This window comes from Caulobacter sp. (assembly GCF_039596335.1).
Classification (GTDB): Bacteria; Pseudomonadota; Alphaproteobacteria; order Caulobacterales; family Caulobacteraceae; genus Caulobacter.
This window is the reverse complement of sequence record NZ_JBCNJZ010000001.1, coordinates 508,304-521,517: the sequence shown is the minus strand read 5'-3', so window position 1 is coordinate 521,517 and position 13,214 is coordinate 508,304. Positions and strand designations below refer to the sequence as shown.

Genomic DNA, 13,214 nt, shown 5'->3' with positions numbered 1-13,214 from the left:
GCGTGCTTTTGAAAAGGACAGGCTTTGGCGAATTTTTCCGGTATTAGAGGGCGATGACCGCTACCCCCGACTTTTCCGTCGTCGTGCCCGTCTTCGACGAAGGCGGCGCCGCGCCCAGCCTGGCGCGCGAGATCGCCACCGCCTTCGCCGGCGAGAACTACGAGATGATCTTCATCGACGACGCCAGTCGCGACGACACCAAGGCCCTGCTGGTGGCGCTGAAGGCCGAGATCCCGCAGCTGCGCGTGCTGGGCCATCGCAAGAACTCGGGCCAGAGCCGCGCCGTACGCAGCGGCGTGCTGGCCGCCCGCGCCCCGATCGTCGTCACCCTGGACGGCGACGGCCAGAACGACCCTGCCGATGCGCCCCGTCTGGCAAAAGCGCTGCAGGCCGGTCCGGAGAACCTCGCGCTCGTCGGCGGCGAGCGGGTCAAGCGCCAGGACAGCAACGCCAAGCGCTTCGCCTCCAAGTTCGGCAACGGCGTGCGCAAGCGGCTGTTGAAGGACACGGCCAACGACACCGGCTGCGGGCTGAAGGCCTTCAAGCGCGAGGCCTTCCTGCGCCTGCCGTACTTCGATCATATCCACCGCTACATCCCGGCGCTGATGCTGCGCGAGGGCTATGACGTGGCTTTCCAGCCGGTGAACCATCGCCACCGCGAAACGGGCGTGTCGAAATACACCAACTTCGGCCGCCTGAAGGCCTCTGTGTCGGACCTGATGGGCGTGATGTGGCTGCAGACCCGAGCTCGCAATCCCCAGGGTGTGGACGAGGCGTAGCGCGCGGTACGCGAGCGGACTTCACCGGGGGCGAAATTCCGGCTACGGCTTAACCATGGCACGGCGATCTCTCCGCGTGCCAAAGGGGGAAGCTCGATGTTCGCCGCGGTTCCGCTGCTGGCCCTGCCGGTGCTGATCTACAACCTGATCGTCCTGACCCTGGCGGGCGGCTTCAAGGCCGCCGACGCGGGTTTGAGGATGGGCGACACGCTGTTCACCATCCACATGACCTCGCGCGCCGAGTGGGCCGTCAGCCTGGGCGACCTGCTGCTGGCCGCCTCGTTGGTGGTGCTGTTCGTCGAGCTCTTGAAATCGACCACCAGCCGCCGGATCGCCATCATCAACCACTCGCTGTCGATGGTGCTGTTCATCATCTGCCTGGTGGAATTCCTGCTGCTGCCGGCCTTCGCCACCTCGACCTTCTTCCTGGTCACCCTGATGGTGCTGCTGGACGTGCTGGCAGGCTTCATCGTGACCATCGTCGCCGCGCGCCGCGACGTGGATTTCGGGGATCACTGAGAGCGGCTGAGCGCCCCCTCCGTCGGCTTCGCCGCCACCTCCCCCGTGCTCGGGGGAGGATGAAACCTTTCCTCCCCTGGGGAGCGGGGGAGGTGGCCCGAAGGGCCGGAGGGGGCGCTTGCTGCCTACTCCGGAAACCCGCCCGTCTGCCTCAGGGCCTCGCCGAGCGCCATGGCGGCCGTCGTCGCCAGGTTCATCGAGCGCGTGTCCGCCCGGATCGGGATGACGATCCGGCCCTGGACGGCCTGGTGCACCTCTTCGGGCGCGCCGCGGCTCTCGTTGCCGAACAGCAGGGTGTCGCCGGCCTGGAACTCAAATCTGTGGAAGGGCGTGGCCCCGCGGGTGGTGAACAGCAGCAGCCTGCCCTCGGCCCGTTCCGGCGCCTTAAGGAATGTCTCCCAGTTGTCATGACGCTGAAGATGCGTAAGCGGCCCGTAATCCAGGGCCGCGCGCTTCAAGCTTTTGTCGTCCAACGGGAAACTGCAGGGCTCGATCACATCCAGGCCGACCCCGAAACAGGCCGACAGACGGATGGCGGCCCCGACGTTTTGGGGAATGCCTGGTTGAAAAAGTGCGATGCGCATAATAAGCGATCCAACCACAAAGGCAGCAGGGGCTTTGCCACGAATCGAAAGGGCTTGCGGACTTCGTCCGCGCGTCCGATAGGTCGAGCCAACCGCTGCCTTGTGGTGGAGATCCGCTTGCGGGTCGAGCAATTATGTAGCGTCGCAAGACGCTCCTCCTAGCGGGGCCGTTCGCGGGCCGGCTGAATTGAAGGGTGACTTGGGTGGCCGACACCGCCGTGGGCGCAACGACTGAGCCGGAACACGGGAGCGATCCCTCCCGGCGCGACTTCATTCACATCGCTGCTGTCGCAGCCGCCGCTGGCGGCGGTGCGGCGCTGGTGTGGCCGTTCATCGATCAGATGAACCCCTCCGCCGATACGCGGGCCCTGGCCTCGGTCGAGTTCGACCTGACCAAGGTCGCCGAAGGTCAGCAAGTGACCGTCAAGTGGCGCGGCAAGCCGCTTTTCGTGCGCAACCGCACCAAGGCTGAGATCGCCAAGGCCGTGGCTGACGACAGCGCCTCGATGAAGGATCCGGCGACGGACGCCTCGCGCGTGAAGCCGGGCAAGGACAACTGGCTGATCGTCGGCGGCAACTGCACCCACCTGGGCTGCGTGCCGACCTTCGGCGGTGGCGAGTACGGCGGCTGGTTCTGCCCGTGCCACGGCTCGGTCTACGACACCTCGGGTCGTATCCGTAAGGGCCCCGCGCCCACGAACCTGGTGGTTCCGGAATACGCCTTCCTCACCGACACCAAGGTCAAGATCGGCTAAGCGATATGAGCGGACATTCGACCTATCAACCGAAGACCGGTATCGAGCGCTGGCTCGACGCCCGTCTGCCGATCGTGCGCCTGGGCTATGACTCGTTCGTCGACTACCCCACGCCGCGTAACCTGAACTACTGGTGGACCTTCGGCGGCATCCTGTCGCTGTGCCTGGCCTCGCAGTTGATCACGGGCATCATCCTGGTGATGCACTACAACCCGAGCGCTCAGGGCGCCTTTGCTTCCGTCGAGCACATCATGCGCGACGTGAACTACGGCTGGCTGATCCGCTACATGCACGCCAACGGCGCGTCGATGTTCTTCATCGCCGTCTACATCCACATGCTGCGCGGCCTGTACTACGGCTCCTACAAGGCGCCTCGCGAAGTGCTGTGGCTGCTGGGCTGCGTGATCTATCTGCTGATGATGGCCACCGCCTTCATGGGCTACGTCCTGCCCTGGGGCCAGATGTCGTTCCACGGCGCCGTCGTCATCACCAACCTGTTCGGCGCGCTGCCGCTGGTGGGCGAGAGCATCACCACCTGGCTGTGGGGCGGCTTCGCGGTCGACAACCCGACCCTGAACCGCTTCTTCTCGCTGCACTACCTGCTGCCCTTCATGATCGCGGGCGTCGTGATCCTGCACATCTGGGCCCTGCACGTGGTCGGCCAGAACAACCCGACCGGCGTTGACCCGAAGTCGAAGGCCGACACCGTTCCCTTCACGCCGTACGCAACGGTGAAGGACGGCTTCGCGATGAGCGTCTTCCTGATCCTCTTCGCCTTCTTCGTCTTCTACATGCCCAACGCCCTGGGCCACGCCGACAACTACATCCCGGCTGACCCGCTGGTGACGCCGTCGCACATCGTTCCGGAATGGTACTTCCTGCCGTTCTACGCGATCCTGCGCGCCGTTCCGGACAAGCTGATGGGCGTGCTGGCCATGTTCGGCGCCATCGCCTGCCTGTTCGCCCTGCCGTGGCTGGACACCTCGAAGGTGCGCTCGATGCGCTACCGCCCGACCGCGAAGATCTACTTCGTGTTCTTCCTGGTGGTCTGCATCATCCTGGGCTTCTGCGGCGCCAAGCTGCCCGACGATCCGGTGATCCCGCACCTGACCACGTTCCAGCTGATGGGTTCCGACCTGAACAGCTTCGTGTGGCTCAGCCGCGTCGCCTCGCTCTACTACTTCGCTTTCTTCCTGGTCGTTCTTCCCGTCCTGGGTCTCGTCGAAAAGACCCTGCCGGTTCCGGACTCGATCGCCTCGCCGGCCCTGTCGGCCGACGCCAAGAAGGGTTGATCCCGATGCTCCGCAAACTCTCGGTTATCGCGGCGGCGGTCGGCATCCTGACGGCCGGCATCGCCGGCCCGGCCCTCGCCAACGGCGGCGCCAAGCACGCCAAGGACGTCCACTGGTCGTTCGAAGGCCCGTTCGGCTCGTACGACCAGGCCCAGCTGCAACGCGGCTACAAGGTCTATCGCGAAGTCTGCGCGGCCTGCCACTCGATGAAGCTGGTGGCTTTCCGCAACCTCGGTGACAAGGGCGCGCCGTTCTTCAGCAAGAAGTACCCGAACCCGAACGACAACCCGTGGGTCAAGGCGATCGCCAAGGACTACGAGGTCAACGACATCGACAGCGAGACCGGTGACGCCATCAAGCGTCCGGCGACCAGCGCGGACTATTTCCCCGCGCCGTTCGCCAACGACGCCGCGGCCCGCGCCTCGAACGGCGGCGCCCTGCCGCCGGACATGTCGCTGCTGGCCAAGGCCCGTTCGGCCGGTCCGGACTACATCTACTCGCTGGTCACCGGTTACGTGAACCCGCCCAAGGGCCTGACGGTCCCGACCGGCGGTCACTACAACCCGTACTTCCCGGGCGACCTGACCTCGGCCTGGCATGGCGATCACAAGAACGTCCCGCAGGGCGGCTTCATCGCCATGGCCCCGCCGCTGAAGGCCGATCTGGTCACCTTCGACGACGGCACCAAGTCGACCGTCGAACAGCAGGCCAAGGACGTCTCGGCCTTCCTGATGTGGGCTGCCGAGCCCAAGCTGGAAGAGCGCAAGCAGACCGGCTTCGCCGTCCTGCTGTACCTGATCATTCTGTCGGGTCTGCTCTACGCCAGCTACAAGACCGTGTGGCGCAACGAGTCGCACTGAGCCTGCCTGAGCGGGCTCAGCCCTAAAGATGGGGCGCGTTGACGCTCTCCGGGCGACACGTCCGCAACCGAATACGGAAAGGCCCGGTGGAAACGCCGGGCCTTTTTCGTTGTCGGTTATAGGTCCAGTCGCCAGGCGATGACGGGTCCGTCCTCGTCGTCGACCCGTTCTCCGACGGCCTGAAAGCCGTTGCGCGAGAGCACGGCCTGGGAGGCGGGATTGTCGACCGAGGTCTCGGCGGTCAGGGCCAGAACGCGGTCGTCCTGGCGGGCCCAGGCGATGAGGTCGGCGACGGCGCGGGTGGCGACGCTGCGCCGCTGCCGCGTCGGGGCGACGCCGTAGCCGATGTGTAGGGACCGATCGCGAGCGTCCAGCGGCCGGGTCGGCGATAGCAGGCCGACGATCTCGCCATCCTCGACGATCATCCAGGCGGCGGGACAGAACAGCGGGCGGATCTGGTCCGCCAGCCCGGCCAGCATCTCCAGCACCTCGGGCGGGGCGAGGGGGCTGTCGCAGAGCGTCAGGCCTTCTGGCGCCTGATCGCGTAGCAGGGCGGCGAAATGTTCGGCCGTAGCCTCGACCAGCATCAGGGGGCGACCGACAGCGTGCGGGCGTCGGCGGCCAGATGCAGGCGGTGGCGGGCCCACAGGCCCGCGCCCAGGGTTCCGGCCACGCCCGCGGGCAGGTCCTCGGCGAGGGTGGCGGGCACGTTCTCGGCCAGCACCCCGCCCAGCGACAGGGCGCGCAAGGACGCGGGCGCCTTGTGGCGGGCCTTGGGATCCAGCTTGCCGCTGGCCGCCCCGTCGCGGCTGGAGAGGCGCACCATGGCCCGCGAGGCGGTGTCGATGGCAAAGGCGCCGCGCAGCACACGAGGGCCGTCGCTGACGCTGGCGACCACGGTGGGCAGGCCGTCGACCACCTCCACGGGCAGCACGGCCTGCGTCCGGGCGCGCCAGGGACGGTCGATCCGCACCTGGCAGGCGGCGAAGTCGATCTCGATGCTGTGGCCGGCCAGCACGTCCATGCCGATGACGCCGGCGATCGGGGTGACGAAGCCAGCCCCGCGCGCGTCCAGGTCGGCGATCGCCACCGACACCGACGGCGCCTTCAGCCCGGCGACTTGGACGGGCAGGATTAGCTCGGGCTCCACGATGCCGGCCATCTGGGCCTTGGTCTCGTGCAGCAGGGTGCGGGGCGCGGAGAGGTCGATGACGTAGTCGCCGGCCATGTCGCCGATCACGGCCGGGGCCACGACCGCGCCGTTCTCGAACCAGCAGGCGGTCTCGCCGGCGTGCGCGGCGGCCGTCAGGGACAACGAGAACGCCAGGGCGAGAGGAGCGGTGCGACGACGCATGCAATCAGCCTAGCGCAGCTGTGCGGTCCGCGCGACAGAGGCGCTCGACAAACGCTGTTCTTCGTCGTCATGCTGCGCGACTTGGGGCAGGGGGCGAACATGGCGCACGATCCGGAGCTGGAAACCGGCAAGCGGCTGGACGCCTTTGTCGACGCGGCCTTCGCCTTCGCCGTCACTCTGCTGATCATCGCCGGTGCCGAGCCGACCACCAGCCTCGACGCCCTATGGCGCGCCTTGGGCAGGATCCCCGCCTCGCTGGGCGCCTTCGCCCTGATCGCCATGTTCTGGCTGGCCTATCGCGAATATGGCCGCCTGGTCCCCCGCCGGGACGGCCTGTCGACCCTGAACGCCCTGGCCATCGTCTTCACGGTGCTGGTCTACGTCTTCCCGCTGAGGATCTTGCTGGAGACCGGCTTCCATTGGGTGTCGCGCGGTTGGCTGCCGGGCGCCGAGATCATCCGCTCGGCGGGCGATCTGCACGACCTTTTCCGGATCTATGGCGTCGGCTTCGCGGTCCTGGCGGGACTGTTCGCGGCGCTCTATGCCCGCGCCAGAAATCATGCCGACCGCCTGGAGGTGCCGGTCGAGCGGCGGGCCGATATCCGGGCCGGCCACGAGATCTGGCTGATCGCCGCCGCCAGCGGCCTGCTGTCGGCTGGCCTGACGCTGGGGCCTTTCGCCAAGGTCCCGTGGCTGCCCGGTTTCGCCTACTGGCTCATTCCCGCAGCGATTGGCGTGCGCGCGCGGCTGATCGCCCGCCAGCCCGTTGACGGGACGTCGCCCGCGTAACAAGGTTCTCGAAACTCATTCCGGGGAATTCTATGCGACGCCTGCTGCCCGTCCTTCTTGCTTCCGCCGCCGTCGCGGGCGCCGCCCAGGCCCAGATGCCGCCGGATCCGGCTGTGCGGATCGCCGCCCAGACCGAGGCGATGAAGAAGCTCTCGTGGATGGACGGAACCTGGCGCGGCCCGGCCTGGAACGTCGGCCCCACCGGCCGTCACGACATCACCCAGGCCGAACGCATCGGCCCGCTGCTGGGCGGCTCGGTCAAGGTGGTTGAGGGGCGCGGCTACAATCCCGACGGCTCGACCGGCTTCAATGCCCTGGGCGTGATCTCCTTCGAGCCCAACACCGGCGTGTACAGCATGCGCTCCTACGCCATGGGCCAGGCCGGCGATTTCAAGCTGGCCCTGACCGCCGACGGCTATACCTGGGAGATCCCGGCCGGACCGATGACCATTCGCTACACCGCTGTGATGAAGGACGGCGCCTGGCGCGAGATCGGTGAGCGGATCGTGCCAGGCCAGGCGCCGGTGCAGTTCTTCGAGATGAACCTCAAGCGCGTGGGCGACAGCGCCTGGCCCACCGCGGGCGAGGTGGGGCCGAAATAGGCTTCAGCCCCGCATGATCTTGTCCATCGCCTTGCCCCTGGCCAGTTCGTCGATCAGCTTGTCCAGGTAGCGGATCTCGCGCATCAGCGGCTCGGCGACCTCTTCCACGCGCACGCCGCAGATCAGGCCCTTGATCTCGGCGCGGGCGGGATTGAGCTTCGGGGCCTTCGCGAAGAAGGTCTCGAAGTCGGTCTTGGCCGCGATCTCGGCGTCCAGCGCTTCCTGGCTGAAGCCGGTCAGCCACTGCAAGATCTGGTCGACCTCGGCCTTGCTCCGCCCCTTCTTCTCCGCCTTGGCGACGTACAGCGGATAAACGCTGGCGAAGCTGGTCGTGTAGATGCGGTGGCCGGCCATCACGCTTCGCCCTTGCGCCCGCCCGAGCGCTGGAACAGCTGCAGGGTCCGCAGCAGGGACAGCCGGGCGCTGTCGGCATGGTGGCCGCTGGGGGCCACGAAGGCGTGGCCGGCCTCGTAGAGGTGGATCGGCAGCTCGGGGTGCGTGTCCCGGATCGCCTCGACGTCGGCCAGGGGGATCATCGGGTCGGTCTTGCCGAAGTGCAGGATGGTCGGGACCTTAGGCGGCTCGTCCTTGTAGGCGATGATGTCGCCGCCATAGAAGGCCGACACCGCCTGCACGCCCTCGCAGCGGCAGGCCGCCAGCCAGGCCGTGGTGCCGCCGAAGCAGAAGCCCATCACCGACACCGGCCCCTCCATCGCCTCGATGCAGGCCTGGACGCGGGGCAGGGTCGAGACGCCCCAGCCGGTCGCCTTGCCCAGGGCCATGCGCGCGTCGAGGATCGCTGGCGTGGTGTCCTCGACCGGGAAGTCGGCGTCGGCCGCGTCTAGCAGGGCGGGGGCCATGACCTCATAGCCCTGCTCGGCCAGGCTGTCGGACAGGGCGCGGATGTGCGGGGTCACGCCCCAGATGGCGTGCAGCATGACGATGCCGCCGCGACGGGCTTCCTGAGGCGGCGAATGCCAGACGGCGAAGGGCGAGCCGTCCTCCCGGCAGGCCAGGGCGATGCGCTCTCCCATCAGGCGGCTCCGTGCTCGGCAAAGAACGCGACGGTGCGTTCGCGGGCCAGTTCGGCGTCGGCAAGGTCGCTGTCGGGCCGGCCGTCGTTGTTGAAGCCGTGGCCGCTGTTCTCGTAGACGTGGACCGGGACCTCGGGATGGGCGGTCCAGATGGCGGCCTTCACCTCCTCGGCGGGGATGTGCGGGTCGTTGGCGCCCAGGTGGACGATGACCGGGGCCTTGAGCTCGAACTTGGCCATGCCGACGACCTGACCGCCATAGTAGCTGGACGCCGCCGACAGTCCCTGCAGCCGCGCGGCCGCCAGCCAGGCCATGGTGCCGCCATAGCAGTAGCCGACCACGAACACCGGCCCGCGGTCCTTCAGAAAATCGATGCAGGCCTGGATGTCGCCCATGGCGTTGTCGGGGCCGTTGGCCTTGGCGTAGGTGACGCCGGTCGCGAAACCGGCCTCGTCGTGGCCGGCGGTGAAGCCCTTCTCCTGACGGTCGAACATCGACGGCGCCAAGACCTCGAAGCCCCGCGCCGCCCAGCGAGCGACGTCTTCCTGGATGTATTGATCGAGGCCGAAGATCTCCTGGATCACGATCACCCCGCCCTTTCGCGCGCCTTGCGGCTGGGCGTGCAGGGCCGTGAAGCCGAAACCGTCATGGGCGGCGGTCAGGGTGATTATCTCGGGCATGGTGCGTCTCCGGCTGGTGGCCGCAGGTTAGACGCCGGGCGCGAAGGAACAACGAAAAACGGCCCGCGAGCGTTCGCGGGCCGCTTTACGTGATGGCTCCGGATCTCAACCCCTGGCGGGTTTCAGCGCGCAGGTCCCCATGCCGGCGGCCTTGGCCTTGGCGCAAGACATGGCCATCACCGAGGCGCTCGACTTGGGTTGAGGCGTATCGATGATGTAGCCGGCGCCGTTGTCGCACAGCACCTCATAGCGGGAGATCGGCGGAGCGCCGCCGCCGCCCAGATAATTGCCCTGCACCGGCGTGCAGGTCAGACCCGCCTTGCCGGCCAGCTTCGCCAGACCGGCGTTCGCCGCCAGGACATTCTCGGCCAGTCGGCAGGTCACCAGCTTGCCCTTGGCCGCCTTCTCCGAAGCCGCCAGCGCCACGCATTCGTAAGCGGTGATCTCTTCGCCGGACTTGGTCAGGATCCAGCCGAAGTCGTTCTTGCAGGCGATCTCGTAGACTACCGAGTTGATCCCGCCCTTATGGGTTTCCTTGAGGACTGCGGCGCTGGCCATATTGCACTCGATGCCGGCTTGGGCGGCCAGATTGGCGGCGGCGCGCTGCTGCAGCGGGTTGCCCGGTTCGGCATACCGACCGTTCAAGTTCGAGGCCTGATAGCCGCCGGTGGTGTAGTTGGGCGTGACAGCGCGTGGGCCGGTGTACTGCTGGGCCCATGCCGGGCCTGTGGTCATCACCATGGCGACGACCAGAATGAGCTTTTTCATGAGTAGTCCCCTTCTCCTGAAGCGAGACTACACCTTTTAAGAACGTCGTCGAGATACCACCCCGGCGCGAGCCGCGCCGGGGTGGCTCGGATCAGACGTTGAAGCGGAAGTGCATCACGTCGCCATCCTTGACGACGTATTCCTTGCCTTCGGCCCGCATCTTGCCGGCTTCCTTGGCGCCGGCTTCGCCGCCCAGCTTGACGAAGTCCTCGAAGGCGATCGTCTCGGCGCGGATGTAGCCCTTCTCGAAGTCGGTGTGGATGACGCCGGCCGCTTGCGGGCCGGTGTCGCCGACGTGGATGGTCCAGGCGCGGGCTTCCTTGGGGCCGACCGTGAAATAGGTCTGCAGGCCCAGGAGGTTGTAGGCCTCGCGGATCAGACGGTTCAGGCCGGGCTCTTCCAGGCCCAGGGTCTCGAGGAACTCGGTGCGCTCCTCAGAGTCCAGCAGGGCGATCTCGCTCTCGATCTGGGCCGAGATCACGACGGCCTTGGCGTTGTCGCGGGCGGCGCGTTCGGCGACCAGGTCGCTGTACTTGTTGCCCTTGTCGGCGCTGCCTTCCTCGACGTTGCAGACATACAGAGCCGGCAGCGAGGTCAGCAGCTGCAGCATGTGCCAGGCCTTCTCGTCTTCCTTGTCCACGGTCGCGGCGCGGGCCGGGCGGCCTTCACGCAGCTGGGCCAGGGCCAGGTTGATCAGGCGCAGGGTGTTGGCGGCTTCCTTGTCGCCGCCCGACTTGGCCTTCTTCTCGATGGCCGGCAGGCGCTTTTCCAGGCTTTCCAGGTCGGCGAGCATCAGCTCCATCTCGATGATCTCGAGATCGCTGAGCGGGTCGATGCGGCCCTCGACGTGGGTGATGTCGTCGTCCTCGAAGCAGCGGGCCACGAAGGCCACGGCGTCGCAGTCGCGGATGTTGGCCAGGAACTGGTTGCCCAGGCCTTCGCCCTTCGACGCGCCGCGCACCAGGCCGGCGATGTCGACGAAGGTGATGCGGGCCGGGATGATTTCCTTGGAGCCGGCGATCTTGGCCAGGGCGTCCAGGCGCGGCTCGGGCACGGCGACGTCGCCGGTGTTCGGCTCGATGGTGCAGAACGGATAGTTGGCGGCCTGGGCCGACGCCGTCTGGGTCAGGGCGTTGAACAGGGTGGACTTGCCGACGTTGGGCAGGCCGACGATGGCGACTTTCAGGGCCATGGAACTCTCGTGGATTTCGTTGGCGCGGCGATTAGCACGGATGACCGCGAAAGGCGAACCGGAGCCGCCCCTTGCAAGAACTGCAACCAGACCTGATATCAATGCGCGAAAGGAGCTTCCCCATGAGCGTTAGACCCGTCCTGAAGATCGTGAAGGGCATGCCCGCCTCGGACGGCGACGGCGTGCGCCTGACCCGCATGCTGGGCACCCCGGAAGCCCAGATGTTCGACCCGTTCCTGATGCTGGACTGCTTCGACAACGACCAGGCGTCGGACTATATGGGCGGCTTTCCCGACCATCCGCATCGCGGCTTCGAGACCGTGACCTACATGCTGGAAGGCCGGATGCGTCACCGCGACAACACTGGCCGCGAGGGCGTGATCGGTCCCGGCGGCATCCAGTGGATGCGGGCCGGCAAGGGCATCGTCCACTCCGAAATGCCCGAGCAAAACGAGGGCCGGATGCGCGGCTTTCAGCTGTGGGTCAACCTGCCCGCCAAGCTGAAGATGACCGCGCCGGGCTATCAAGAGTTCGAGGCCGACAGCATCCCGGTCGAAGCCCGCGATGGCGGCGTCACGGTCAAGGTGATCTCCGGCGCGACCGATGCCGGCACACCCGGTCCGATCGGAGGCGGCGCGGTCGATGCACTGTATTTCGACGTCGTGCTGCCGGCCGGAACCCGCTTCTCCGAGCCCGTGGGCGATGACCGCAACGCCATGCTCGCCGTCTACGAAGGTCAGGTCCGCGTGGCCGACAAGACGGTCGACGCGCTGTCGGGCGTGTTCCTGGGCAAGGGCGACACGGTCGAGGTCGAGGCCGTCACCGACGCCCGCGTGCTGCTGCTGGCCGGCCGTCCGATCGAAGAGCCGGTGTTCTGGCACGGCCCGTTCGTGATGAACTCGCGCGAGGAGATCGTGCAGGCGTTCGAGGACTTCCAGCGCGGGCGGTTCTAAGCGCCGCCAGGTGTTGTAGGGTCAAGGCTCCGGAGTGAGCCTTGACCCCCATCGCCTTCGAAGACGCGCTCGCGCGCACCGTCCAGCGTCGCCGCCATCTGCTGCTGGGCAACGGCTTCAGCATCGCGGCCTGGCCGGACTTCCGGTACGGCGCGCTGGCCACCACTGTAGCGGGCCAGAACCCGCGGATGGAGGCGCTGTTCATGAGCTTCCAGACCGTGGACTTCGAGCGGGTGGCGCGCGCCCTGCTGGAGACCCAGGCGGTGCTGTCGGTGCATGACGACACCGCCGCCCTGATCGCCGCGGTCGGGGCCGACTACCACGCGCTGCGTCGCCTGCTGGTCACGGCCATCACCCGCATCCATCCGCCTGCGCCGGCCCAGCTGGACGACCGGATCGAGGCCTGCGCCGACTTCCTGGCCCTGTTCATCGGCAACGATCGCCGAAAGCCCCTGCGCGGCCAGGTGTTCACCACCAACTACGACCTGCTGCTCTACTGGACCCTGATGCGGCGGGTGAAAGGCCTGTCGGCCACCGACGGCTTCGGCGGCCGGCCGCTGACCTGGACGCGGCGTGAGACCCAGGCGATCTTCTACCTGCACGGGGCGCTGCATCTGTTCGAGGCCGACGGGGTGACCCAGAAGCTGTCCGTGCCTGGCCGCCTGGTCGACACGGTCGGTCAACGGATCGAACGGGACGACGTGCCGCTGTTCATCTCGGAAGGTTCTTCGCCGGAAAAGCGCGTGCGCATCGCCGAGAGCGCCTATCTGACTGCCGCCTCCGACGGCCTGGCCGCCGCCTGCGCCGACCCAGACGCCAGCCTATTCGTCTTCGGCCACTCGCTGCGCGACGAGGACGAGCACGTCTTTGAGAAGATCGCCGACGGTGCGGTGTCCGAGGTCTTCGTCTCGGTCCGCGCCCAGGACCCGCTTGAAGCCCAGGCCCAGGTCCTGAAGGCGACCGAGCTGTGGGTCGCCAAGCGCCGCAAGCGTGGCGGGCCGCCGCTGACGGTGTTCAGCTACGACCCGGCGCAGGCCGCGCCCTGGGGGTGAG

General features: G+C 67.4%; 17 protein-coding genes. 9 read left to right on the top strand and 8 right to left on the bottom strand.

All coding sequences use genetic code 11. The features are described 5' to 3' along the window. Positions 1 to 53: 53 nt before the first annotated feature. Positions 54 to 779, top strand: a complete 726-nt coding sequence (locus tag ABDW31_RS02600) for a glycosyltransferase family 2 protein (protein ID WP_172269936.1) — start codon at positions 54 to 56, stop codon at positions 777 to 779. Between the two features lie 96 nt (positions 780 to 875). Beyond that, positions 876 to 1,298: a hypothetical protein gene (locus ABDW31_RS02595; RefSeq protein WP_172269934.1), complete on the top strand. Its 423-nt coding sequence runs from the start codon at positions 876 to 878 to the stop codon at positions 1,296 to 1,298. A 125-nt stretch (positions 1,299 to 1,423) separates the two neighbouring features. Here the strand turns inward: ABDW31_RS02595 and ABDW31_RS02590 are convergent, their stop codons facing one another. Next, positions 1,424 to 1,882, bottom strand: coding sequence for a tRNA (cytidine(34)-2'-O)-methyltransferase (locus ABDW31_RS02590; protein ID WP_184716298.1), 459 nt, complete (start codon positions 1,880 to 1,882; stop codon positions 1,424 to 1,426). Between the two features lie 203 nt (positions 1,883 to 2,085). Here ABDW31_RS02590 and petA point away from each other — a divergent pair, with 203 nt between their 5' ends. Genes petA through ABDW31_RS02575 form a run of 3 tightly spaced genes read left to right on the top strand, consistent with a single transcriptional unit; the run spans position 2,086 to position 4,789 of the window. After that, positions 2,086 to 2,637, top strand: a complete 552-nt coding sequence (gene petA, locus ABDW31_RS02585; RefSeq protein WP_184716300.1) for a ubiquinol-cytochrome c reductase iron-sulfur subunit — start codon at positions 2,086 to 2,088, stop codon at positions 2,635 to 2,637. 5 nt (positions 2,638 to 2,642) lie between these two features. After that, positions 2,643 to 3,929 carry a cytochrome b/b6 gene (locus ABDW31_RS02580; RefSeq protein ID WP_184716302.1) on the top strand — a complete coding sequence of 429 codons (1,287 nt, stop codon included), beginning with the start codon at positions 2,643 to 2,645 and terminating at the stop codon, positions 3,927 to 3,929. A gap of 5 nt (positions 3,930 to 3,934) precedes the next feature. Further along, positions 3,935 to 4,789, top strand: a complete 855-nt coding sequence (locus ABDW31_RS02575; RefSeq protein WP_184716304.1) for a cytochrome c1 — start codon at positions 3,935 to 3,937, stop codon at positions 4,787 to 4,789. A gap of 116 nt (positions 4,790 to 4,905) precedes the next feature. On the opposite strand, the gene ABDW31_RS02570 is transcribed toward ABDW31_RS02575, so the two are convergent. Continuing rightward, entirely contained in the window at positions 4,906 to 5,376 is a 471-nt protein-coding gene (locus tag ABDW31_RS02570; protein ID WP_184716306.1) for a GNAT family protein, read from the bottom strand. Then, on the bottom strand, positions 5,376 to 6,143 hold the full coding sequence (locus ABDW31_RS02565; RefSeq protein ID WP_184716308.1) for a hypothetical protein: 768 nt from the start codon (positions 6,141 to 6,143) through the stop codon (positions 5,376 to 5,378). Before ABDW31_RS02565 ends, ABDW31_RS02570 begins: the two co-directional genes overlap by 1 nt. Before the next feature lie 99 nt (positions 6,144 to 6,242). On the opposite strand from ABDW31_RS02565, the gene ABDW31_RS02560 reads away from it, so the two are divergent. Both ABDW31_RS02560 and ABDW31_RS02555 read left to right on the top strand, forming a co-directional pair. Next, complete coding sequence (locus tag ABDW31_RS02560; protein WP_184716310.1) at positions 6,243 to 6,932, top strand: TMEM175 family protein; 690 nt, start codon at positions 6,243 to 6,245, stop codon at positions 6,930 to 6,932. 32 nt (positions 6,933 to 6,964) lie between these two features. After that, positions 6,965 to 7,534 (top strand): DUF1579 domain-containing protein, encoded by a 570-nt coding sequence (locus ABDW31_RS02555; RefSeq protein WP_184716312.1) that lies wholly within the window; start codon positions 6,965 to 6,967, stop codon positions 7,532 to 7,534. Between the two features lie 3 nt (positions 7,535 to 7,537). Here the strand turns inward: ABDW31_RS02555 and ABDW31_RS02550 are convergent, their stop codons facing one another. From ABDW31_RS02550 to ychF, 5 genes are all read right to left on the bottom strand, one after another. Further along, positions 7,538 to 7,888 (bottom strand): DUF2200 domain-containing protein, encoded by a 351-nt coding sequence (locus ABDW31_RS02550; protein ID WP_184716314.1) that lies wholly within the window; start codon positions 7,886 to 7,888, stop codon positions 7,538 to 7,540. Continuing rightward, on the bottom strand, positions 7,888 to 8,568 hold the full coding sequence (locus tag ABDW31_RS02545; protein WP_184716316.1) for a dienelactone hydrolase family protein: 681 nt from the start codon (positions 8,566 to 8,568) through the stop codon (positions 7,888 to 7,890). The genes ABDW31_RS02550 and ABDW31_RS02545 overlap by 1 nt, the downstream gene beginning before the upstream one ends. Then, positions 8,568 to 9,248 (bottom strand): dienelactone hydrolase family protein, encoded by a 681-nt coding sequence (locus ABDW31_RS02540; protein WP_184716318.1) that lies wholly within the window; start codon positions 9,246 to 9,248, stop codon positions 8,568 to 8,570. The genes ABDW31_RS02545 and ABDW31_RS02540 overlap by 1 nt, the downstream gene beginning before the upstream one ends. A gap of 105 nt (positions 9,249 to 9,353) precedes the next feature. Continuing rightward, positions 9,354 to 10,016: a hypothetical protein gene (locus ABDW31_RS02535; RefSeq protein ID WP_184716320.1), complete on the bottom strand. Its 663-nt coding sequence runs from the start codon at positions 10,014 to 10,016 to the stop codon at positions 9,354 to 9,356. Between the two features lie 91 nt (positions 10,017 to 10,107). Continuing rightward, positions 10,108 to 11,208, bottom strand: coding sequence for a redox-regulated ATPase YchF (gene ychF, locus ABDW31_RS02530; protein WP_184716322.1), 1,101 nt, complete (start codon positions 11,206 to 11,208; stop codon positions 10,108 to 10,110). A gap of 122 nt (positions 11,209 to 11,330) precedes the next feature. Between ychF and ABDW31_RS02525 the strand changes: the two genes are divergently transcribed. Together ABDW31_RS02525 and ABDW31_RS02520 are read left to right on the top strand one after the other, a co-directional pair. After that, entirely contained in the window at positions 11,331 to 12,161 is an 831-nt protein-coding gene (locus tag ABDW31_RS02525; protein WP_184716324.1) for a pirin family protein, read from the top strand. A gap of 41 nt (positions 12,162 to 12,202) precedes the next feature. Next, positions 12,203 to 13,213: a DUF4917 family protein gene (locus ABDW31_RS02520; RefSeq protein ID WP_184716327.1), complete on the top strand. Its 1,011-nt coding sequence runs from the start codon at positions 12,203 to 12,205 to the stop codon at positions 13,211 to 13,213. Position 13,214 lies beyond the last annotated feature (1 nt).

Bases quoted from the DNA above. Each gene is read 5' to 3' on its own strand.
- ABDW31_RS02600 (WP_172269936.1), top strand. From the start codon at position 54: ATGACCGCTACCCCCGACTTTTCCGTCGTCGTGCCCGTCTTCGACGAA.
- ABDW31_RS02595 (WP_172269934.1), top strand. From the start codon at position 876: ATGTTCGCCGCGGTTCCGCTGCTGGCCCTGCCGGTGCTGATCTACAAC.
- ABDW31_RS02590 (WP_184716298.1), bottom strand. From the start codon at position 1,882: ATGCGCATCGCACTTTTTCAACCAGGCATTCCCCAAAACGTCGGGGCC.
- ABDW31_RS02580 (WP_184716302.1), top strand. From the start codon at position 2,643: ATGAGCGGACATTCGACCTATCAACCGAAGACCGGTATCGAGCGCTGG.
- ABDW31_RS02575 (WP_184716304.1), top strand. From the start codon at position 3,935: ATGCTCCGCAAACTCTCGGTTATCGCGGCGGCGGTCGGCATCCTGACG.
- ABDW31_RS02570 (WP_184716306.1), bottom strand. From the start codon at position 5,376: ATGCTGGTCGAGGCTACGGCCGAACATTTCGCCGCCCTGCTACGCGAT.
- ABDW31_RS02565 (WP_184716308.1), bottom strand. From the start codon at position 6,143: ATGCGTCGTCGCACCGCTCCTCTCGCCCTGGCGTTCTCGTTGTCCCTG.
- ABDW31_RS02560 (WP_184716310.1), top strand. From the start codon at position 6,243: ATGGCGCACGATCCGGAGCTGGAAACCGGCAAGCGGCTGGACGCCTTT.
- ABDW31_RS02555 (WP_184716312.1), top strand. From the start codon at position 6,965: ATGCGACGCCTGCTGCCCGTCCTTCTTGCTTCCGCCGCCGTCGCGGGC.
- ABDW31_RS02550 (WP_184716314.1), bottom strand. From the start codon at position 7,888: ATGGCCGGCCACCGCATCTACACGACCAGCTTCGCCAGCGTTTATCCG.
- ABDW31_RS02545 (WP_184716316.1), bottom strand. From the start codon at position 8,568: ATGGGAGAGCGCATCGCCCTGGCCTGCCGGGAGGACGGCTCGCCCTTC.
- ABDW31_RS02540 (WP_184716318.1), bottom strand. From the start codon at position 9,248: ATGCCCGAGATAATCACCCTGACCGCCGCCCATGACGGTTTCGGCTTC.
- ABDW31_RS02535 (WP_184716320.1), bottom strand. From the start codon at position 10,016: ATGAAAAAGCTCATTCTGGTCGTCGCCATGGTGATGACCACAGGCCCG.
- ychF (WP_184716322.1), bottom strand. From the start codon at position 11,208: ATGGCCCTGAAAGTCGCCATCGTCGGCCTGCCCAACGTCGGCAAGTCC.
- ABDW31_RS02525 (WP_184716324.1), top strand. From the start codon at position 11,331: ATGAGCGTTAGACCCGTCCTGAAGATCGTGAAGGGCATGCCCGCCTCG.